The following is a 20,054-nucleotide window of genomic DNA, read 5'->3' on the forward strand; positions in this document are numbered from 1 at the left end:
TTGTCGGTACAAGATGAAAAATGATTTTAACAAAAAGAAAAAATTAATATTCAGAATACTGACAGATTCTATAATTGTGGGGGCTTTCGCTGGCCTTTTTTCAGTACTTTATAGATTTATAATTTCAAAGATGGATACTTACAGAAAAGTTTTATATAGTAACTTTGATTTTAAATCTTTGCTTATTTTAATAATTATGGCTGTAATAATTTCATTTATTATAAACAGATTATTAAAATGGGCTCCTCTATCCGGGGGAAGTGGTATCCCTCAAATCCGTGGAGAAATCTTAGGAAAATTTAAAATGAATGAGTGGCCAACTATGATATCAAAAATTGTAGGTGGTAGCCTTGGAAATCTCATGGGATTTTCACTTGGTAGAGAGGGTCCTTCTATACAAATGGGTGGAGCAAGTGCAAAGTTTGTAGGCAAGATTTTAAAAAGACCACCAGATGAAATAAAATATATGATTACAGCTGGTGCAGCTGCTGGACTTGCCGCAGCATTTAATGCACCTATGGCAGGTTGTATTTTTGCTATAGAAGAGCTACATAAATCATATTCAAAATTTGTTCTTCTCCCAGCATTTATAGCATCTATCATTGCAAATTATATTTCTTTTGTAATCATGGGTCCTGAATCATCTTTTAGCTTTGCAATTATAAAATCTCTTCCAATGAAGCTTATATGGATTGCAATATTAGTTGGTATTCTAACTGGAATAGTTGGCGGATTTTATAATGTGATGATAATAAAATTTCAAGACTTATTTAAGAAAATTAATTCAGATATTTTAAAATATGCCCTACTAATGGGTGTTACAATTATAATTGGATTTTCATTTTTTGAAATAACAGGTGGCGGGCATGCTCTTTTAGAAGAAATGGCCTACACTAGATTTCCTATAAAATATTTATTGGCAATACTCGTAATAAAATTATTTTATACAACTTTTTGCTATGGTTCAGGAGTCCAAGGCGGTATTTTCCTACCAGTACTTGTCATTGGAGGATCATGTGGTGCTTTAATTTTTTCAATGCTTGAAAATGGTATAAATTTAGACCAATATTATATAAACTTTATAATATTGGGCATGTCTGGTATCTTAGCATCAGTTGTCAGAAGTCCAATTTTATCTGTAATCTTAGTTTCTGAGATGATATCAAGCTTTGAGCATTTATTATCTATAGCTGTAGTTGTTATTGTTTCTTACTATGTAGCTGAAATATTAAAAATTGATCCAATTTATGACACACTTTTTGAAAGGCAGTTAAAAGATAAAAACTTATTAGTAGCCCAAGAAAGAGATTTATCTAATTACTCAATCCTTGAGTACACAATAGTTGATGGCCTTGAAGTAATAGATAAAAAGCTAAAAGAAATAAAATTCCCAAGACATATCTTAATAATGTCTATAGAACGCGATAATCATGAATTTGTTCCAAATGCAGAGGATAAAATTTTATTAGGTGATAAAATCACTGTACTAATAGATGCAAAAGATTCTCTAGAAATAGATAAATACTTAAAACCAGAATAAAATTAAACAAAAAATAAAAGCGAGGATTTTTCCCCGCTTTTAATAATTTTATCTACCATTTGCCTTTAAAATGGCATTGGCTCTGCTGATAATTGTATTTTGTTTTTCAATTAATTGATTTAAGGCAGGACCATTTTTTTCAGCTAATTGTGGCATAGTGTCCATTAAAATTTTTGCTCCAGCTATGGTCTCCTCTGCTTGATCAATTGCATTTTGTAGTTTATCTAGCTGTTGTTCTGAAATATTAGAAATAGGATCTTGTATTTCTATTTCTTCCTCTACTGGTTTTTCAACTTCAGTAGTTGTTTCAATAATTTCTTCTACTGCTTCATTAATTTCTTGATCACGGTTTGAAATATCTTCATCTATTTCTTCGATAGTTTCTACTGCTTTTACAGGGCTTGTTCCTATTGCAGAAATATCATTTTCTCCTACCATGCCATTATTGTTTCTATCATCCATAAATGCATATAAATAATTTTGCCCCTTTACAATTGGTAATCTATATTTACCGTGGGCTTTTACTTCTTTAAGAGTTATTTGAGTGTTATTGTTGGTATTAATAGTATCTATTTCGCTTCTTTGATCCGCTGATAGATTCAAGTAAGCTTGTCTTGTTCTTCTTGACCTATAAAAACCTGAATTTGTATTAATGTTATCTGCAGAAGCGGAACTTGCGAGTCCTCCAAATAATATTGAGGCTGATAATGCTGATACTAATAATTTTTTGTATTTCATAATTACTCCTTTAAAATTATTATCTTTAATAGATATTTTCTCATAATTTAATAAAAAACACAATTTATCTACAAAAAAAGACAGAATTTCTTCTGTCCTTTGCTTTTATTTATAATTAGCTAATATTTTTTCTGCTCTATCAATCAATTTTTGAGAACTTTCTATTAATGCATTAAGTTTATCTCCATTTTTTTCGACAAATTGAGGCATAGTTCTCATTAAAAGTTTTGCTCCAGCTATAGTTTCTTTTGAGTTTGTAACTGTGTTTCTTAATTTTTGGATGCTTTCTGGAGAAAGTTCATCTAATCTTACTGGATTTGCTGTTTTGTTTTCGACTTTTGGTGCATCTGCTATATCTCCAGCATAGATATTATAATTTCCTACAATATTTACTGAGTTTTCATTTACATTTGAAATATTAAAGTCAAATACTCCTACCCCGTAATTCCATTTGCTATTTGTATTTAATGCCGCATAGCCAATGTGTTTTAATTCTGGGTCTAGAATGATGTGTAAGTGTCCATTATCAGAATTTGATACCCCTTTTGATTCTTTCAATAATTGGTATTCTGATTTATTATTTTTTCTTTTTGACGGTTCAAATGCCCATTGGGCAAAAGATTTTTTTGGGTCTTCTTTTTGGGTACTTGAAGCTAGGATTTCTGCACTCGCATAGATTCCGCTTTTTGTTATAGCGGTGCTATTATCTGATCCGTCTGGTCTATTATGAGAAAGTCCAGTAATGGTTTGTTCGTAAGCTCTTTGTATAGCAATTCTTTCTAGATTATTTGACCAAGTAAGTCCATTTACATAGGCTTCTTTGCTAGAAAATCCATTTGCTTTTGCTACATCTTGAAGACGCTCACCATTTTTATTTGATCCTTCTAGAGTGTAGAAAATATTTTCATCCCATAATCTGGATCTTATGGCACGTATTTCAGATAAAACTTCATTTTTTAAAGCTTCATCTTGCTTTAGGCTAAATGTTCCTTCACTAAAAGCAACTTTTCCAGTATCTACACCAAGATCAAGTCTTGATTCTGCTCCAAATGCAGGATTTGCACCCAATATAACAAATGATAGGGCAAGAGAAAGGGCTAATTTTTTATAACTTTTCATATTTATCTCCTAATATAATATATTACATATACATTATACACTAATTTTTTTGCAAGATTTATATGAAAATTCATTTTTATTTAAGGACTAATCATTAATATTATAAAATCCTTTTTTGTAGGCATTAAGAGCTCTAGCGTTTACAAATAGTGTCATAGCAAGCATTATTATAATCATAATTGCATAGGCTATAAATATATTTGCGGCAAATATCTGGGTCAAAAATACCCCCAGACCCACCATTAGAGCTACAATAATTAGGCTTAAAAAATAATATAGTATATTTATCACTCCGCCCTTGCTGAGCTCTTCAGGCTTATTCCAATTTGTAATAATTTTTTTGCTACCCAAGCTAAGACCAAAAGCACTTGCTAAAACCGATCCTAGGCTAAGTCCTAGGAAAAACAGGATAGCATTTGAAATTCCAAATCTAACAAAATATAGAAATATTAAGCTCAGCAAAATATTAAAAATACTAAAGGCAAAAAAGCCTGCAAATAATCTTGCGAAATAATGTTTTTTAGGGTCAATCGGCAGGGTTTGGAATAGGTAAAAACTTGTATGTTCACGGGAGAGAGCGGTGGATGTAATATTTGAATTGCACCAAATTAGTAGGCCCAATAAAAATCCAATCACTAAAACCCAAAATCTAATTTCAGGATCAAAAAAAGCCATACTACCCAAATCAGCACTTAGTTGTTTACCCATCCTAGCTCCCATAAATCCAAATATAATTAGCATTGGTATGCCGCCAGCTATAAAAACTACATTTGAAAATAGATTTTTTATATCTCTTTTAAATATAGCCCAAACTTGGGATTTTTGATTGAAATTTATGTTTTTCTTAGCTTGTTTTTTATCAGTTTTTTGGGTGGTTTTCTCTTCTAAGCTCTTATAATAATTTTTATCAGCAAACTTGTAGGATAAATATAAAATCAAAGCTGAAATAGCAAATAAAACTAAGCTAAAAATCACTTTGTTTTTCAAATCACCACCTACAGCAAGCCCAAAAAATTTGGCATTAAAAAATACGTCCTTAAGTCCTAAAAAGTTTTCAAAAATCTTATTAATTTGCCCCAGGTTTTGGCCAATTTGATTTTCTTCCCTAATTAATGGCAGGGCATAGGCAAGGCCAATTACTGAAAAAAGTAGGATATATCCGAGGGTTTTAAATAATTTTCTGTGCCTATTTATGCTTGTAAAACGCATTAGCAAAAGTATTACAAATGTAATTAAAGAATATACTATCAAAATTAGGCTTATAAAATTTATTAACCCAAAGACCAATACACTTATATCAAAACCCTTGTGTATTGTGTAAATTACAAGACTTATTATGAAAAATAATATAAAATCTACATAGGAAATTACATTGCCTATGATTTTTCCAATAAAAAGTTCCCCCTGGCTAATGGGCATGGTCTTATAAACTTCTGTTTTTTTATCTGAAAAAAAGTTGGAAATGATAGTTGGTATATAAAATATCACTATCATAAGACTCATTATTATGCCAAAATAAGTAAAATAATGCACATCGCCATTTTCTCTTCCAAGAAAAGTCATCCCCACCATATTCATAATCATATAAACCATGTAGGATAAAAATATGTAAGTAAAGATGAAGTAAATGATTCTTAAAAAATAATTCTCTGGTAAGTTTGCTGCTTTTTTTCTTTTCATATATGGGAAAAATGCTTCCCAAAGAGAGTATTTTGCAATAGTTTTGATATTATTCATCAGTAAGCTCCAAGAAAACTGCTTCTAGATTTTCCTTATGATTTGATTGAGATTTGATCTCATCAAAACTACCCATGGCAATAATCTTGCCCCTATTTATAATTGCAATCCTATCGCAAAGTTCTTGGGCAACACTCATAACGTGAGTTGAGAAAAATACTGCCTTGCCATTTGCTGCACGTTGTTTTAAAATTTGTTTTAGATTGTAAGCAGATTTTGCATCAAGACCTACCATTGGCTCATCTAAAATTAAAACTTCTGGATCATTTATCAAAGCACCAATTAGGGCTAGCCTTTGGGCCATACCATGGGAATAAGTTTCGATTTGATCGGACATTGCATCCTTTATGTCAAAAAATTCTAAATAATAATCAAGTCTTTGCTTGCGAGTAGCTTCATCTATCCCATAGATGTCTGCCAGAAAATTTATGTATTCATATCCCGAATAAGATTCAAAAAGTTCAGGGTTATCCGGAACATAAGAAAATTGTTTTTTGTAGGCAATTTGGTCATCTTTTATATCTATACCATTTATAGTAATTTCACCACTTGTTGGAGTATTTATACCAACTATGGCCTTGATGGTTGATGATTTGCCTGCACCATTTGGTCCTAAAAAACCAAATATTTCCCCATCCCTTACTTCAAAATTAATATTATCTACTGCAGTTTTTCCAGTTTTGTATCTTTTTGTAAAATCTTTTACTTCAATCATTACTACCTCCGTTTCAATGAGTATATCATATCAGAAACGAACAAATAAAATATACTTTATATATTTTTTATTTACAACTAAAAACCCAGTCCATATTTGGACTGAGCTTTTAATTATTATTTAATCTTTTAAATCAGGCCTTTGCCTTTTAAAATAGCTTCAGCTTTTTTGATAACTTCTTTTTGTTTCTTGACTAATTCAGTAATTTTTACGCTGTTTTCACTAGAAAGATTTGGCATAGTTTCTTTGAGTATTTCTGCACCCTTTATTGTTTCTTGAGCATTTAAATACGAGATTTTCAATTTCTCTAGCATATCTTTTTGTGAATTATCTTTATCATTTTTATAATTTTTATCACCTATTGATAATGTGTATGGACCTACTAGATTTGTAATTTGATTGCTGCTTGAATCCATCTTTGAATTCATATCATAAGACAATTCCACTACTTCATAGAGGGTGTTTGTTTCTTCATCTGCTAGTTGAGCATAACCAATGTATTTTATTCCTGGATTTAGTAGAGTGTGTAACTCAAAACTTTCAGGAGTTAATTTCCCATTTGCTGCAAGTAATTTATCATATTGGCTTTGACCTGTTTGATCATTCGCAAATGACCATTGACTTGAAGCCTTCATCTTATTACCATTAAGATTTGTTTTAGAGACAATCTCAACATCTGAGTGGATACCATTTATTGTTGCTGATTTAAAATTAGATCCATCTGGTCTAGTATCTGATGAATCACTGTATTTTTGTTCAAAAGCCCTTTGAATTGCTATTTTTTCTAAATCAGTTCTCCATTTTAGCCCAAATGCATAGTCTTTCATTGTTGTATATCCAGATTTTTCTGCTGATTCTCTCAAATTTTTGCTTTCACTTTTTGTTCCATCTGGACTTACACTAACGTAAGGGATGTTTGAATCCCAAAGCTTAGAACGGATATCTCTAATCTCATTAAGGAAATATTCAATTTCATCTTGGCTTTGTTTTAAGTTTACAGTTTCTTCGATGTATTTACCTTTGCCCTTATCAACCCCCAAATCGGCGATTTGGCTAGCCTGGCTTTCTTCTTTTGCATAGCTATTTACTGGATTGACTAGGCTTGCTTGCCCTAAAAATGAAAATGATAAAGCAAGAGTTAGTGCTGCCATTTTTTTAATATTTTTCATGATTTTCTCCTTTATTATAGCTGCTTTTATGGCGATTTTTACTTAAAACTACTAACATCTTCTTTATCCTTATACCCCAAGAAAGTGATTTTATTCGATTTTTATATAAAAAAACTCCCAAATCTGGGAGCTTGTTAAATTTATAAATTATTCTTATTTTTGTATTTTTCTCTAAAGGCAAAGTCTGACCAGTTTACCAAGATTGCAGAAATTACTCCAATCATAGTGTCAAAAGTCCTATTGAAAGCAAAAAGAAAAGGTAAATTTGCTTCCTTACCGTGGTTAATTGTTATTGATAAAAATACTATGGCCATTATAGAAATTGCTTTTGGCTTATTGGCCATAGACATTATCCAAATTATTATTGATGATAAAAAACTAATTAAAATCAGCTCAAAAGCCTTTGGTAAAGTATTTGCCGGTACTATCAAAAGGTAGATCAGTCCACAAAGACCTCCAAGCATGGTTCCAATTATCCTATTTTTACCTATATCTCTACTTCCCTCTACATCTGATTTTAAACAAATAATTGCAGCAATTGCACTATAAAAAGGCAAACCCTCCCCTGGTCTATAGGAAGAGATTAGCATAGCAAGGGTCACTGCAAAAAAAGTTTTAATTATCCTAAGTCCTGGAGCTTTTATTTTCATAGGCTGCCTAGAAGAAAATCATAAAAGGATTCTTCATTTACCCTGCTTACCCTATAATTTTTCTTTCTGCTATTACTCCTATAAAGGCTACCCACTTCTCCTTCAAGGTCGCTGGTGATAACACCAAAACCTGATTCTTCAAAGATGAAGGCTTCTGGAGCCTGGGTTAGGTATAAAAGCAGTGGCGCTTTTAAAAGTCTATTTTCTAAAGGTTTGTTCTTAAATTCATCTAAAATAGTGTCTAGATTTTTATCTCTACCATAAAGTTTAGCAATCATTTCATCTGAAAGAAGAAGCTCATTTGTTATCCCTAAAGGCAATAAAAATAAATCTATGCTGGTATTTAGTATTTTATCAACAGATTCAGGATCTTCGATAAAAGTTCCTGAAACTTCTCCATCTGTTTCTCCACCTAGGATAAAAATATGAGAAATAAAATCTTCTATCTCTGGAGCTTCCTCCAAGGCTCTAGCAATATTTGTAAGTCCACTTGTTGCAATTATATCAAGTCTTCCACAATCTTCTGCCTTATCAATGATATTTTCATAGGCTGGCATTTTTTCTATATAATCCTTAGTTGTAGAAAAAATTTCCTTATCCAAGTGATGGTAATCACTAAAAGGCTTGCCAGCAGCAACTGGCAAAAATAGTCCTTGTTCAGTAGAAAGTCCTACAATATTTTCTGCTGCAAGCACTGGGTTCATCTCACCATTACCATCAGCTGTAGACATACCAAGAATTTCAAAATCAAAAGATTGAAAGGCCATATAAGTCATAAGAGCCTCATCTTTCGCAAAATTTGTATCTATATATAAAAAAGGTTTTTCGTATTCCATAATTCCTCACTTTTTTTCTACTATACTAAGCCCAAAAAATTTTACCATTTTCTTTATATATTATTTATTTTTTAACCAATCGGGTAAAGTACTTAGAAGATAGATTTACATAATATAAGAAAGGAGAATATATGCAAATGCTAAAGGTTGCCTTGTGGCAATATATAGAAAAGCCAACAAAAACTTCCGATTATGTGAGAACTGTATTTTCTTGGATAATAGTTATAGTATTTATCGGATTATTTAATGTCTTATTTGACAGATTAAACTTAAATACATATATTACAATATTTTTAAGGATACTATCTATAATAGTACTTCCTTATGTATTTCCAGCCTTGCATATATCCACTTTGGAAAAAAGATCTTTAAGTGGGATTTTGTTTAGATTTAATAGTATTATAGGAACAATAATTGCTCCAATATATGTTTATAAATACATATCTAAGACTAAATAAGCTCATAAAAAACACCACAGGATAAATTTTCTGTGGTGCTATTTACTTTCATTTTTAGAGCTTACTATTATATCTATTAGATATATAAGGGCAAATCCTAGCATAAAGTATCTATAGTACTTGTATGAATCTTCTACTAAGAATTCAAATGATACATATATAGCTAGATAAACTAAGGAAATTATCAACATTATCTTACGATTTTTATCCATTTTTACCCTTTCCTTATAAAAAAAGATGCGAATCAACTCGCATCTTTTTTAGTTTTCAGCATCTGAATATTCTTTAAGTTTTCCTAGGGCTTGGTTTTCTATTTGTCTTATACGCTCTCTAGATAAGTCATAGATAGATCCAATTTCCTCTAGGGTTTTTGGTTTTTCGTTATCTAGGCCGTAGCGGTAGATGATTATTTGTCTCTCGCGTTCTGTAAGCTGTTCTAGGGCTTGCATGAGGAAATTTTCCATATCACGCTCTAAAATAAGCATATCTACTGGTGTTGATTCATCTCCCACCATATCCATCAGCTCATCTCCTGTGGAGTCTTCGCTATCTAGATTTATATTAAGAGATGTAGAATTTACTTGGTTTCGGTTGATTAAAAACAAATCATCTGCTTGTTTTTTATCTATACCTTCTTTTTCCAAAATTTTATAAATTTCTTCATCACTTGCTTCTGGATTTGCCTTTAGAATTTGTTTTAATTTGTTAAGTTTCAAATATTTTCCAGCTGGGATACGGATTGTGTGCCCTTCTTTGTTTATAGCTTTTCTTATGGCCTTATCAATCCATTTGTAGGCATAGGTTGTAAATTTGTAGCCTAGGGTTAGGTCAAATTTTTCTGCTGCACGAATCATACCAAGCATTCCTGATTGGACTAAATCTTCTAAGTCCAAGTCATTTCCATGAGACCTATAAAAATATGAGGCCCTGCTTCTTACTAAACCTTGGTTTTTTTCTACCAAGGCTGCAAGTGCAATTTGATTGCCTTTTTGAAATTGTTCTACAATTTCTTCGTTAGTTAAGTCTGACATCTTCATCATATCGCTACGAGTAATTGGTGTGATAGCTGTGGACTCGCTTCTTTTTATTTTTGGCTCATCTTCATCATCATCTTCATCAATATCATCGATTTCTTCGATGTCATCTTTTTCTTCATAGTCTTCATCTTCTAAGATCTCTTCATCCTCGATGAAGTCAATTAATTCTTCTTTTTCCTCATCGGTTAGTTCTTCTAGGACATTTGCAATTTCTTCCTTGCCCATATCCTGGGAATTGAAGTAAGAGCGTATCCTTTCAACTACCCTTTCATCTTTTAAATTTATTTTATCCATATGTCACCCTTATTTTGAATTTATTTTACCTTGTTTTTTTATTTTTTATCCAGATTATTTTTTATCTGGTCAATTTTTTCTATCATTTCTTTGGATAAGGGAAATGAATCGAAATTTCTATTAAAATCTTGTTTTTTTCTTCGATTTATTTTTCGTCTATTGTTATATATTTCTGACTTAAGCTCTGTTGATGTCATCCTAACAGCACCTTTGTTTGATGCTAGGATTTGGATTTGCCCATCATCTGTGACAACTTTTAGATTGTGCTTTTGAGATATTTTTAGGATTTGCTTTTCAATATAGGTATCTGCGGTTTGAAATCTTTTTGTATAGACAATCTTCATACCAAATTTTTCAGATATTGTCTCTTTGGGCCTATCTAGATTGTAGGCATCAAATACGATTATAATTTCTTCGCCTGACATTGACTTATATTCGGCAAGCTCATCGATTAATTTTTCTCTGGCAGATTCTAGGGATGATTTTGAAATATCAGATAGATTTGGCCATGCATTTATTACATTATAACCATCAATTATGGTGATATTTCTCCTATTTAAAGCCATTTTGCCTTAAAACCTCATACATGCTTAAAGCTGATGCTACTGATGCATTTAGAGAATTTACTTTTCCAAGCATAGGGATTTTTACTAGGAGATCGCAATTTTCTCTTACAAGTCTGCTAAGTCCATCTCCTTCATTGCCTACAACTAGGGCAACTTTGCCAGATAGATTTGTATCGGCAATGGTTTCTTTAGCTTCACCAGCTAGTCCATAGATCCAAAATCCATTTTCTTTTAAGCTTATCATAGTTTGGTTTAAATTTGTTACCATGACTACTTTTATATTATTTATAGCACCAGCACTTGTTTTATAAACTGTTGGATTTACCTTAGCTGAGCGGTGTTCTGGGATAATAACTCCATCAAAACCAAAGCTTTCTGCAGAACGAATTATAGCTCCCAGATTGTGTGGGTCTTCGATTTTATCTAAAAGTATGAGTCTATTTGCATTATTTAAATCTTCTAGGCTCGCGTACTTATATTCATCCACCTCGATCATGACACCTTGGTGGTTCATATCAACATTTTCAAAAAAAGTCTTGTCAACGTATTTGATAGGCACATTGTTTTTAGAAAGCTTATCAACAATTTTGCCTACTATTGGAGTTTTTTGATCCATGATGTAGGCCTTATGAATTGTAAGTCCTGCATCAATTGTTTCTAAAACTGGTTTTCTGCCATAAATCTTATCCATTAGATTAGCTCCCATTTTACACCCTCGCGGGTATCTTTGATTGCTACTCCCATTTCTTTTAATTGATCACGGATGGCATCTGCTTTTGCGAAGTCTTTTTCCTTTTTGGCAGCATTTCTTTGCTCAATAAGATCTAAAATTTTTGTCTCATCTACTTCTGCATTTACCTTTTGGCGGTTTTCTATACCCAAGACTTCTTCTAGTTCTAAAATCTTATCTAATACAGATTTTATTAATTTTTTGCTATTTTCAGATGAAACTTTTGTATTTGCAAATTTTACTAATTCAAATAAAACTGTAATGGCATCTGCTGTGTTTAAGTCATCATCCATTACTTCAATAAATTTATTTTCAAAATCTATAAGTTCATTTAATAGATTTTGCTCATCATCAAACAATTCATTTTCACTAACATTTTCTACTAAATCTTCTAGTCTAAAGACAGCATTATTTATTCTATCTAAGGAATTTTTGGCACCTTCTATGATTTCACGAGTAAAATTGATTGGTTGATGGTAATTGGTTGTAAGTAGCCAGAAACGAATCACCATTAGATCATATTCTTTTTTAATATCGTGAAGGGTAAAGAAGTTTCCAAGTGACTTACTCATTTTCGTACCGTCTACTTGGATCATGCCGTTGTGCATCCAATAATTTGCAAAAGTTTTTTCGTTTAATGTTTCTGATTGGGCGATTTCATTTTCATGGTGAGGAAATTCTAAGTCTTCTCCACCAGCATGAATGTCGATTGTTTCTCCCAATATTTTTTTATTCATAGTTGAGCATTCTATATGCCAACCTGGACGACCAGCTCCCCATGGTGAGTCCCAAGAAACTTCGCCGTCAATCTTTGTTTTTTTCCAAAGGGCAAAGTCTACTGGACTTTCTTTTTTGCTAGCTTCTTTATTATCTAATCTATTGCTTGCTCCGTGAACTAAGTCTTCTACATTTTTTCCAGAAAGTTTGCCATAATTATTTGCTTTTTCTACTCTAAAGTACACATCTCCATCTGCTTCGTAAGCCGCGCCTTTTTTGATAAGTTCACTTACAAATTCGATTATATCATCCATCACTTCTGTAGCGCGTGGGTGAATTGTGTTTGCTTCATCTAAGTTTAAATCATTGGCATCTTCCATAAATGCAGCTATATATCTATCTGTAACTTCTTTTGTAGAAATATTTTCTTCGATTGATTTTTTGATAATTTTATCATCAACATCTGTAAAGTTTACTACATAAGTAATGTCATAGCCGCGGTATCTTACATATCTTCTAAAGGTATCAAATACTACTAAAGGTCTTGCATTTCCAATATGCATATAATCATAAACAGTGGGCCCACAGACATACATTTTGATTTTGTTTTTTTCTATTGGTACAAATTCTTCTGTTTTTCTTGTGAGCGTGTTATGAATTTTCATTTAAAAATTTTCCTTTACGTAATTTAATCTTTCTGCTATTTTTTCTTTGCCCATTAAAATCATTACATTTGATAAATCTGGGCCGTGTACTGATCCTGTGATAGCTGCTCTAATTGGGAACCATAGGTTTTTACCCTTGATGCCTGTTTCTTTTTGTAGAGTTTTCATAATTGATTTTGCAAAGTCAGCGTCAATTTCGTCTACTTCAGCTAATTTTTCTAAATAAGCATCTACTAATTTTTTGCTATCTTCTTCTTTTAATACTTCGATAGCTTCTTCTTGCCAATCCATTTCATTATCTGCTAGGAAATAATTTTGTGATAATTTTGGTGCATCAGAGAATTTATCAATTGCTGATTGCCATGTTTCTGCAAGGAGTTTTAAGTTTTCTTCTGGGTAATTTTCATCAATTAGTCCAGAATTTTCCATAAACGGTTTGATTTTTTCAGCTAATTCTTCTACTGAAAGGTCACGAACATAGTGTCCATTTACCCAGTCTAGTTTTCTTTTATCAAAAACAGCACCAGTTTTATTTACCCTATCAAAGTCAAATTGTTTTGCTAATTCTTCCATAGTAAAGATTTCTTCTTCACTATCTGGTGACCAACCTAATAAGCTTAGGAAATTTATTAGTCCTTCTGGTGTGTATCCTTCTTCTATAAAGTCTTCTACCATTCCATCGCCATTACGTTTTGAGTATTTTTTATGATCTTCGTTTAATACAGTTGGTAGGTGGATGTATTCTGGTGCATCCCAACCAAATGCTTCGTATAGGTAAACGTGTTTTGGAGTTGATGAGATCCATTCATCTCCACGTACTACGTGAGTGATTTTCATTGCATTATCATCTACAACTACTGCAAAGTGATATGTTGGATAGCCATCACGTTTGATAAGGACTTGGTCATCCATATCGTCAGTATTAAATGTAATTTTTCCTTTAATTCTATCTTCAAAGGAAATATCACGATTTTTTGGTAGCTTTAGTCTTACTGTATACTCTTCACCATTTGCTACTCTTTGTTTTGCTTCTTCTAGTGGAATAGATCTGCAAAGTCCATCATATTTTGGTGTAAGACCATCAGCTTTTTGTTGGTCACGTACTTTATCTATTCTTTCTTGAGAGCAGAAGCAGTAGTAAGCCTTGTCTTCTTCTATTAATTTATCGATATATTCGTTATAGATGCCTGCTTTTACCCTATCAGATTGGATGTATGGGCCGTATTCACCTTTTTCAGTAACTTTGCCATTTTCATCAAGCATAACACCTTCATCGATTTCGACACCTGACCAGTCAAGGGCTTTAAGTAAGTTTTCTAAAGCTCCTTCTACAAATCTAGTTCTATCGGTATCTTCTATTCTTAAAATCATTGTTCCATCTGTGTGTCTTGCATATAAATAGTTAAATAATGCAGTTCTAAGTCCACCGATGTGTAAATAACCGGTTGGAGATGGAGCAAATCTTACTCTAACATCACTCATGTTAACTCCTTCTTTTCTCAAAATTTATAATTTTTCTTATATATTTTAGATAATGAAAGGGAGTGCATAACACTCCCTTCCCTACTTAACTTATTTAAGTATAACACGGTATACTCTAAAAATCAACTTTGTCAATAAGTTTTTTTGATTTAACTCATATTCTATTGTCTATTTTATTTTCTGTGTTATCCCAAGCTGTGATTTCATCCAAGTATGGGGAAAGTTCCTCGATAGCTGATGGATTAAAAACAGGATCTTTGCCAGATTTTAATTGCTTCATATAATCATAATAACAAGCAACAGCTACTTTTCCAATAATCATTAAAATTATTAGATTTATAATAGCCATTATCCCCATAAAAATATCGCCTGTATTCCAAACCACAGAAAAATCTCCAATTGCCCCTAAAAATACAAATATCAATACCAAAATCCTGTAAATTGCAAGACCAGTATTTCCAAGACCCATTGCTAAAATATTATTTTCCCCATAATAATAGTTTCCTATGATTGAAGAGAAGGCAAACATTAAAACACAAATGGTTAAAAAATGTTGGACCCAAGGTCCTATTTCTGTTGCAAGGGCTGCTTGAGTAATATCAAGCCCCTTTAAATTTGGATTTAAATAAATTTCTTCTCCGCCAATGATAATAACAAAGGCAGTGGCAGAACAAACTAAAATTGTATCTAAATATACACCAAGCGCTTGAATTAATCCTTGCTTAGCTGGATGAGAAACATCTGCAACCGAAGATGCATTTGGCACAGCTCCCATACCAGCTTCATTTGAAAAAAGTCCTCTTTTTACACCATTTAAAATTGCAGTCCCAAAAAGTCCACCAAGTCCTGCTTTCATATTAAAGGCTTGTTCAAAAATCAAGGCAAACATATGTGGAACTTTTGTAATATTTGTTATTAAAATAAAAATTACAAGGCCAATATATGCTAAGGCCATAATAGGTACTAGTAGAGAAGTAATATCAGTAATTCTTTTTAAGCCACCAAATATTACAAAACCTGAAATAATTACAACTATTAATCCTACAATCCAAGCTGTAGAGTTAAAGGAATTTGAAAAACCTGATGCTATAGTATTTGCTTGCATGGCATTAAACATAAATCCATATACAATACATATTATTATTGAAAATAAATTTGCTAGCCCTGGTTTTTTCATTGTTTTATCTATGTAAAATGCAGGACCACCCTTAAAAGACCCATCTTCATTTCTTTCCTTAAAAACTTGTCCTAAGGTGTTTTCTACAAAAGAAGATGCTCCTCCGATTAAAGCGGTAATCCACATCCAAAATACTGCTCCGGGACCTCCAACTGCAATTGCAGCTGCAACTCCAACCACATTTCCTGTTCCTATGTGGCTTGCAGCAGAAATTGTAAACGCTTTAAAGGGAGATATTGATTTCTCATCCTTTGGCTTAGAAGTAATTAATTTTAGAGCATGGTTAATATTTGCTATTTGCCCAGCTTTGAGTTTAAAAGTATAAAATAATCCTATACCCAAAAGCAAGGGTATAAGCATCCATGTATAAATCCCATCACTTAGGATTTCAGTTATCTTTTTAAAAGCTTCCATTGTTATCTCCTATTTTTAATTTAGTGATTTATTATTAAATCTTATCTATAGTTTTAATATAATCAGTTTATATTATAACAGGATTTATAAATAATTTACAAGCAAAACTTTTTGTAATTATCGTAATAAAGTTTGCTTTAGTTTCAAACTATTTAGAACGATTATAAAGTATTATTAAAAAATAAAAACTCATAGCATAAATTCTATACCTATGAGTTTTTTTGTATTTTTATTTAGTTTTCATTTCTATCCAGCAATACTAAATGTGTCATCATACATTAATGACAATGTCGGTATTACAAGGCCTCCCAAAATATTTGCTACTAAGATTAAAAAGAAATTTCTTAGGGCTAGTAGATTGAATTCTCCTGCTAAAAAGAAGAAAAAGCTATCTGCAATACTATGTTCAAAACCTGATAATACAAAGGTCATAATCGAAATAAATATTGCTAGATATTTACCTACCTGATAGCGGTTGTACTTAAATTGGTGAACTGCATTTGTAACGAACATATTGCAGAAAAACGCCAAAATAAATAATGATTGTGGAGTATCATTTAGTTTAACACCTGCTTTTAACTGCGCTTGATTAATTAGAGCTGGACCAAATCTTGTTTGGCGCATGAGCATAGCTATTACAAATGTTCCTATTAAGTTACCTATTAAAACTATTATAAGCTTTTTTATATATTCTTTTCTATCATTATAGAAAAGATATCCTACCATACCAGTAAATAAGCTATATTGTAAACTCAATATTATAAAAAGTGCTCCAGCAAATAAAAAAGCTCCTAGATAAGGGTTGTCTACAGAAAGTAAAACTGTTCCACCAAAACCAACCATTACCCCTGCCATTATTGCATAAATAATCGTCTTATGGTCATAAGTGCGTTTACGCGATGTCGTCATAAATCTCCTCTATTTCTTCTTGTGACCTATTTTCCTCTATAAATAGACCTTTGATATTGTTTTTATAAGGACCATCTCCCACTTCAATATCACTATTTAAATATTCTACCACATATCTTACGGTAGCTGCCACCCCATTTTTAAGTGAGTTTTCATCCAAATCGAATTTACTACTATGAAGAGGTGCTCCTGAACCAAATTCTTCATTTTTTATTCCAAGCATTAGGTAAAGTCCCGGCCATTGAGCAGTATAAACTGCAAAAGAATCTGAACCCATAGATGGATTTGCCTTTGCTACAAAATCCTCGCCAAGCTCATCTACCATTACATTTTTAGCTAAATTTGCTAATTTTTCATCGTTTATTATTGGAAAATGTGGTCTCATGTAGGTATTAAATACTACCCTGCAGTTGTGATTTTTTACCTTATTGATTATAAGAGATTGGAACTCTCTATAGAATTTATATCCAACTTCTTTGCGATCAAAAAATCTAACACTACCTTTAAATCTAAGTTTATCAGGGATTTGATTAAATTGACTGCCCATGTCTACTACCCCTATTGAGTAGGTCATAGGTTCAAATGGTGAGAATTTATTCATGCGTAACGATTTTAATTCGTTATAAATATCTACAAAACAATCAAGGGGATTATTTGCTATATAAGGTCGTGATCCATGGCCACTTTCTCCTTTTATGGTAATATCAAACATCATTGATCCAGCATTTATCCCCCCAGATTTTATTGCCATAACTCCAGATTCATATTCTGGGGAAACATGGATAGCAAAACTTGAGTCAATTTCTATTTCATTTTTACCCATGTATGCCATCAAGTATTTATAATTCATACCTGTTTCTTCGCCACGTTCAAAACATAAAATAACTTTGCCTGAAAAATCATCTCTATTTTCATTTAAAATTCTGGCAGCGGTTAATACCATTGCCGTATGTCCATCATGGCCACAGGCGTGCATAGCTCCAATATTTTTGCTTTTTACTAGACGATCATTTTTTAAATTTTTTTCTGTTTCATCAAAAGGCAGAGCATCAAGGTCTGCCCTTAGGATTATGGTTTTTGGATTATCACTTTTTTTATTTCCCTCGATAAATCCAAGGACTCCCCCGTTTTTTACTTCAACATGCTCGATATTCATTCTTTCTAGTTCTGATTTTACAAGTCCTATTGTTTGGTCTTCTAAACCTGATAATTCGGGGTTTTCGTGGATTTTTCTGCGGATATCTACTGTATAACCAAAAAATTCTTCTGCTTTTTTGATATACATTATTTATACATTCCTAATTTTTGAGCAAGTTCATCAATTTGATCGATAAGGGAACCGATAAATGCAACTGTTTGTGAAATTGCTTCTGTATTTGTCATATCAACTCCTGCTGCATTTGCAAGTTCGATTGGACTCATTGACCCACCTAGTTTTAGGACTTCTATCCAGTTTTCACGGTCTTTGTCTGTACCATTTACAATTTTATCAGAAATAATTGTTCCTACTGTTAGTCCTGCTGAGTATGTGTATGGGTAAAGTCCCATGTAGTAGTGTGGTTGGCGCATCCAAGTTAGCTCTGCTCCATCTACTAATTTTACAGAATCCCCCCAAAATTCTTCTAGTTTTTCTGTAAATAATTGGTTTAAGTCATCTGTGCTTAGATTTTCACCAGCTTCTACTTTTCTATACACTTCTCTTTGGAAGGCTGCTTCTATAAAATGGGTTACAAAGTTATGGTAGTAGGTTTTTGAAATCATTGTTGATAAAACCCATAGTTTTTCGCGATCATCTTTTGCTTTATTTAACAAAAATCTCTCCATAGTGATTTCATTTGCAGTTGATGGTGCTTCTACAAAGTACATGGACATATCGTTGTTTAGGGCATTTTGATTGTTGTTTGAATAATAAAATTGACCAGCATGGCCTAGCTCGTGGGCTAAGGTCATTACTTGGCTCATTTTGTTATTGTAAGTTGTCATTATAAATGGATGTGATCCATAAGGTCCTGCTGCAAAGGCTCCTGTTCTTTTTCCGATATTTTGAGCATAGTCAATCCATCTTTCATCAAAAGCACGGTTTAAAACTTCTACATATTCTTCACCTAGATTTGAAAGTCCTTCTACTATATAGGCACGAGCTTGATCAATAGATACTTCTGGTTCATAATCTGGATCTATAGAAAGTTTTAAATCTGCATATGTCATTTCATCTAAGCCATAGATTTTTTGAATAATTTTCGCATATTTTCTCATATGAGGAGCAAGTTCTGACATGATTGTATCGATGTGGTTTTCATAAATTTCTTTATCTACATCTTGGCGTGATAATAAATAGTCAAAAACTGAATCATAGCCTCTGATGTCTGAAAGACGCTTTTCATTTTCAACATGAGTTACATAGACAGATGCATCTGAGTTTTGGTATTTTCTTAATACATCATGATATCTTTTAAAGGCATCACGGCGCAAATCATCCCTAGGATCTCCTTCCAAAAATTCTTCAAATGTGTTGTGATTTAAGATTATTTCTTCGCCTTCATATTCAAAATCTTCAAAGGCCATATCTCCATAACGGATGTCTGCATAAGATTTGTATGGTGCATCAAAGGTTGGTACAAGATTTGCTAAAACTTTTTCTGTTTCATCAGATAATAAATATTTTGAGTTTTCAATTACCCTATCTAAGTAATATTTATATTCCGAATGGTTTTTCTTTGCTTCTTCTAGTAAGTTTGTATCAGCTTTTGCAAGCATTGATTCAAAAAAACTTAAATTTGCATCGATCTTACTCATTTCATTTACAAAATTTGCAAATCTTTTCATAACTTTCGCATCAGATGTATCAACTTCTGTTGTGATACTTGCAAAAGTACTTAGTCTATCAGTTAAGGCTGCAATTTCGCTATAAGCTTCTAAAGCTTCAAAAATTTCTTCTGATGAGTCTAAAGATTTGTATTTATTTGCAAAATCATCAGAAAGATTTTTAAGATCATTAAGGCTAGCTAAAAAAACTTCATCGCTTTCGAAAAGTTCTTCTATAGCCCAAGTTTCATTTATATCAACTTCATGTCTTTTTTTCATGATAACCTTCCTTAAAT

At 32.2% G+C, this 20,054-nt stretch carries 19 protein-coding genes; 2 read left to right on the forward strand and 17 right to left on the reverse strand.

The genetic code is table 11. The annotated features are described in order from the left end of the window. Positions 1-13 precede the first annotated feature (13 nt). Positions 14-1,540 carry a ClC family H(+)/Cl(-) exchange transporter gene (locus tag ACKRLN_RS07105; protein WP_416334710.1) on the forward strand — a complete coding sequence of 509 codons (1,527 nt, stop codon included), beginning with the start codon at positions 14-16 and terminating at the stop codon, positions 1,538-1,540. A gap of 48 nt (positions 1,541-1,588) precedes the next feature. Here the strand turns inward: ACKRLN_RS07105 and ACKRLN_RS07110 are convergent, their stop codons facing one another. The 7 genes from ACKRLN_RS07110 to ACKRLN_RS07140 form a co-directional block, all read right to left on the reverse strand. Continuing rightward, entirely contained in the window at positions 1,589-2,278 is a 690-nt protein-coding gene (locus ACKRLN_RS07110) for a hypothetical protein (RefSeq protein ID WP_203127870.1), read from the reverse strand. A gap of 105 nt (positions 2,279-2,383) precedes the next feature. Next, positions 2,384-3,397: a CAP domain-containing protein gene (locus ACKRLN_RS07115; RefSeq protein WP_295883126.1), complete on the reverse strand. Its 1,014-nt coding sequence runs from the start codon at positions 3,395-3,397 to the stop codon at positions 2,384-2,386. A gap of 87 nt (positions 3,398-3,484) precedes the next feature. Continuing rightward, the gene (locus ACKRLN_RS07120; protein ID WP_296140899.1) at positions 3,485-5,134 is read right to left on the reverse strand and encodes a hypothetical protein; all 1,650 of its coding nucleotides are present in this window, start codon (positions 5,132-5,134) and stop codon (positions 3,485-3,487) included. Further along, positions 5,127-5,849: an ABC transporter ATP-binding protein gene (locus tag ACKRLN_RS07125; protein WP_203127876.1), complete on the reverse strand. Its 723-nt coding sequence runs from the start codon at positions 5,847-5,849 to the stop codon at positions 5,127-5,129. Before ACKRLN_RS07125 ends, ACKRLN_RS07120 begins: the two co-directional genes overlap by 8 nt. 128 nt (positions 5,850-5,977) lie before the next feature. Continuing rightward, a complete protein-coding gene (locus ACKRLN_RS07130) occupies positions 5,978-7,018 on the reverse strand; it encodes a hypothetical protein (protein WP_416334711.1) in 1,041 nt (346 codons plus the stop codon). Between the two features lie 140 nt (positions 7,019-7,158). After that, positions 7,159-7,668 carry an FUSC family protein gene (locus tag ACKRLN_RS07135; RefSeq protein ID WP_203127880.1) on the reverse strand — a complete coding sequence of 170 codons (510 nt, stop codon included), beginning with the start codon at positions 7,666-7,668 and terminating at the stop codon, positions 7,159-7,161. Next, positions 7,665-8,504, reverse strand: a complete 840-nt coding sequence (locus ACKRLN_RS07140; protein ID WP_416334712.1) for a nucleoside hydrolase — start codon at positions 8,502-8,504, stop codon at positions 7,665-7,667. Before ACKRLN_RS07140 ends, ACKRLN_RS07135 begins: the two co-directional genes overlap by 4 nt. Positions 8,505-8,635: 131 nt before the next feature. Here ACKRLN_RS07140 and ACKRLN_RS07145 point away from each other — a divergent pair, with 131 nt between their 5' ends. Then, a complete protein-coding gene (locus ACKRLN_RS07145; protein ID WP_295883112.1) occupies positions 8,636-8,962 on the forward strand; it encodes a hypothetical protein in 327 nt (108 codons plus the stop codon). 38 nt (positions 8,963-9,000) lie between these two features. Here ACKRLN_RS07145 and ACKRLN_RS07150 read toward each other — a convergent pair whose 3' ends face one another. From ACKRLN_RS07150 to pepF, 10 genes are all read right to left on the reverse strand, one after another. Then, positions 9,001-9,174 carry a hypothetical protein gene (locus ACKRLN_RS07150; protein WP_295883108.1) on the reverse strand — a complete coding sequence of 58 codons (174 nt, stop codon included), beginning with the start codon at positions 9,172-9,174 and terminating at the stop codon, positions 9,001-9,003. 48 nt (positions 9,175-9,222) lie between these two features. Next, positions 9,223-10,293 (reverse strand): RNA polymerase sigma factor RpoD/SigA, encoded by a 1,071-nt coding sequence (locus ACKRLN_RS07155; RefSeq protein ID WP_416334713.1) that lies wholly within the window; start codon positions 10,291-10,293, stop codon positions 9,223-9,225. Between the two features lie 38 nt (positions 10,294-10,331). Then, complete coding sequence (locus ACKRLN_RS07160) at positions 10,332-10,859, reverse strand: NYN domain-containing protein (RefSeq protein ID WP_203127890.1); 528 nt, start codon at positions 10,857-10,859, stop codon at positions 10,332-10,334. Then, complete coding sequence (rlmB, locus tag ACKRLN_RS07165; protein ID WP_416334714.1) at positions 10,846-11,550, reverse strand: 23S rRNA (guanosine(2251)-2'-O)-methyltransferase RlmB; 705 nt, start codon at positions 11,548-11,550, stop codon at positions 10,846-10,848. The genes ACKRLN_RS07160 and rlmB overlap by 14 nt, the downstream gene beginning before the upstream one ends. After that, on the reverse strand, positions 11,550-12,971 hold the full coding sequence (cysS, locus tag ACKRLN_RS07170) for a cysteine--tRNA ligase (RefSeq protein ID WP_416334715.1): 1,422 nt from the start codon (positions 12,969-12,971) through the stop codon (positions 11,550-11,552). Before cysS ends, rlmB begins: the two co-directional genes overlap by 1 nt. Then, positions 12,972-14,453 carry a glutamate--tRNA ligase gene (gene gltX / locus ACKRLN_RS07175; RefSeq protein WP_203127896.1) on the reverse strand — a complete coding sequence of 494 codons (1,482 nt, stop codon included), beginning with the start codon at positions 14,451-14,453 and terminating at the stop codon, positions 12,972-12,974. Positions 14,454-14,607: 154 nt separating this feature from the next. Further along, positions 14,608-16,044, reverse strand: a complete 1,437-nt coding sequence (locus ACKRLN_RS07180) for an alanine/glycine:cation symporter family protein (protein WP_296140921.1) — start codon at positions 16,042-16,044, stop codon at positions 14,608-14,610. A 246-nt stretch (positions 16,045-16,290) separates the two neighbouring features. After that, positions 16,291-16,953, reverse strand: coding sequence for a formate/nitrite transporter family protein (locus ACKRLN_RS07185; RefSeq protein WP_203127900.1), 663 nt, complete (start codon positions 16,951-16,953; stop codon positions 16,291-16,293). Continuing rightward, positions 16,937-18,238: a M20 metallopeptidase family protein gene (locus ACKRLN_RS07190; RefSeq protein WP_203127902.1), complete on the reverse strand. Its 1,302-nt coding sequence runs from the start codon at positions 18,236-18,238 to the stop codon at positions 16,937-16,939. Before ACKRLN_RS07190 ends, ACKRLN_RS07185 begins: the two co-directional genes overlap by 17 nt. Then, positions 18,238-20,037: an oligoendopeptidase F gene (pepF, locus tag ACKRLN_RS07195; protein ID WP_296140924.1), complete on the reverse strand. Its 1,800-nt coding sequence runs from the start codon at positions 20,035-20,037 to the stop codon at positions 18,238-18,240. Before pepF ends, ACKRLN_RS07190 begins: the two co-directional genes overlap by 1 nt. Positions 20,038-20,054 lie beyond the last annotated feature (17 nt).

This window comes from Anaerococcus sp. AH8042_DFU013_CI05, from assembly GCF_047936775.1.
Classification (GTDB): domain Bacteria; phylum Bacillota; class Clostridia; order Tissierellales; family Peptoniphilaceae; genus Anaerococcus.

Bases quoted from the DNA above. Each gene is read 5' to 3' on its own strand.
- ACKRLN_RS07105 (WP_416334710.1), top strand. From the start codon at position 14: ATGAAAAATGATTTTAACAAAAAGAAAAAATTAATATTCAGAATACTG.
- ACKRLN_RS07110 (WP_203127870.1), bottom strand. From the start codon at position 2,278: ATGAAATACAAAAAATTATTAGTATCAGCATTATCAGCCTCAATATTA.
- ACKRLN_RS07115 (WP_295883126.1), bottom strand. From the start codon at position 3,397: ATGAAAAGTTATAAAAAATTAGCCCTTTCTCTTGCCCTATCATTTGTT.
- ACKRLN_RS07120 (WP_296140899.1), bottom strand. From the start codon at position 5,134: ATGAATAATATCAAAACTATTGCAAAATACTCTCTTTGGGAAGCATTT.
- ACKRLN_RS07125 (WP_203127876.1), bottom strand. From the start codon at position 5,849: ATGATTGAAGTAAAAGATTTTACAAAAAGATACAAAACTGGAAAAACT.
- ACKRLN_RS07130 (WP_416334711.1), bottom strand. From the start codon at position 7,018: ATGAAAAATATTAAAAAAATGGCAGCACTAACTCTTGCTTTATCATTT.
- ACKRLN_RS07135 (WP_203127880.1), bottom strand. From the start codon at position 7,668: ATGAAAATAAAAGCTCCAGGACTTAGGATAATTAAAACTTTTTTTGCA.
- ACKRLN_RS07140 (WP_416334712.1), bottom strand. From the start codon at position 8,504: ATGGAATACGAAAAACCTTTTTTATATATAGATACAAATTTTGCGAAA.
- ACKRLN_RS07145 (WP_295883112.1), top strand. From the start codon at position 8,636: ATGCAAATGCTAAAGGTTGCCTTGTGGCAATATATAGAAAAGCCAACA.
- ACKRLN_RS07150 (WP_295883108.1), bottom strand. From the start codon at position 9,174: ATGGATAAAAATCGTAAGATAATGTTGATAATTTCCTTAGTTTATCTA.
- ACKRLN_RS07155 (WP_416334713.1), bottom strand. From the start codon at position 10,293: ATGGATAAAATAAATTTAAAAGATGAAAGGGTAGTTGAAAGGATACGC.
- ACKRLN_RS07160 (WP_203127890.1), bottom strand. From the start codon at position 10,859: ATGGCTTTAAATAGGAGAAATATCACCATAATTGATGGTTATAATGTA.
- rlmB (WP_416334714.1), bottom strand. From the start codon at position 11,550: ATGGATAAGATTTATGGCAGAAAACCAGTTTTAGAAACAATTGATGCA.
- cysS (WP_416334715.1), bottom strand. From the start codon at position 12,971: ATGAAAATTCATAACACGCTCACAAGAAAAACAGAAGAATTTGTACCA.
- gltX (WP_203127896.1), bottom strand. From the start codon at position 14,453: ATGAGTGATGTTAGAGTAAGATTTGCTCCATCTCCAACCGGTTATTTA.
- ACKRLN_RS07180 (WP_296140921.1), bottom strand. From the start codon at position 16,044: ATGGAAGCTTTTAAAAAGATAACTGAAATCCTAAGTGATGGGATTTAT.
- ACKRLN_RS07185 (WP_203127900.1), bottom strand. From the start codon at position 16,953: ATGACGACATCGCGTAAACGCACTTATGACCATAAGACGATTATTTAT.
- ACKRLN_RS07190 (WP_203127902.1), bottom strand. From the start codon at position 18,238: ATGTATATCAAAAAAGCAGAAGAATTTTTTGGTTATACAGTAGATATC.
- pepF (WP_296140924.1), bottom strand. From the start codon at position 20,037: ATGAAAAAAAGACATGAAGTTGATATAAATGAAACTTGGGCTATAGAA.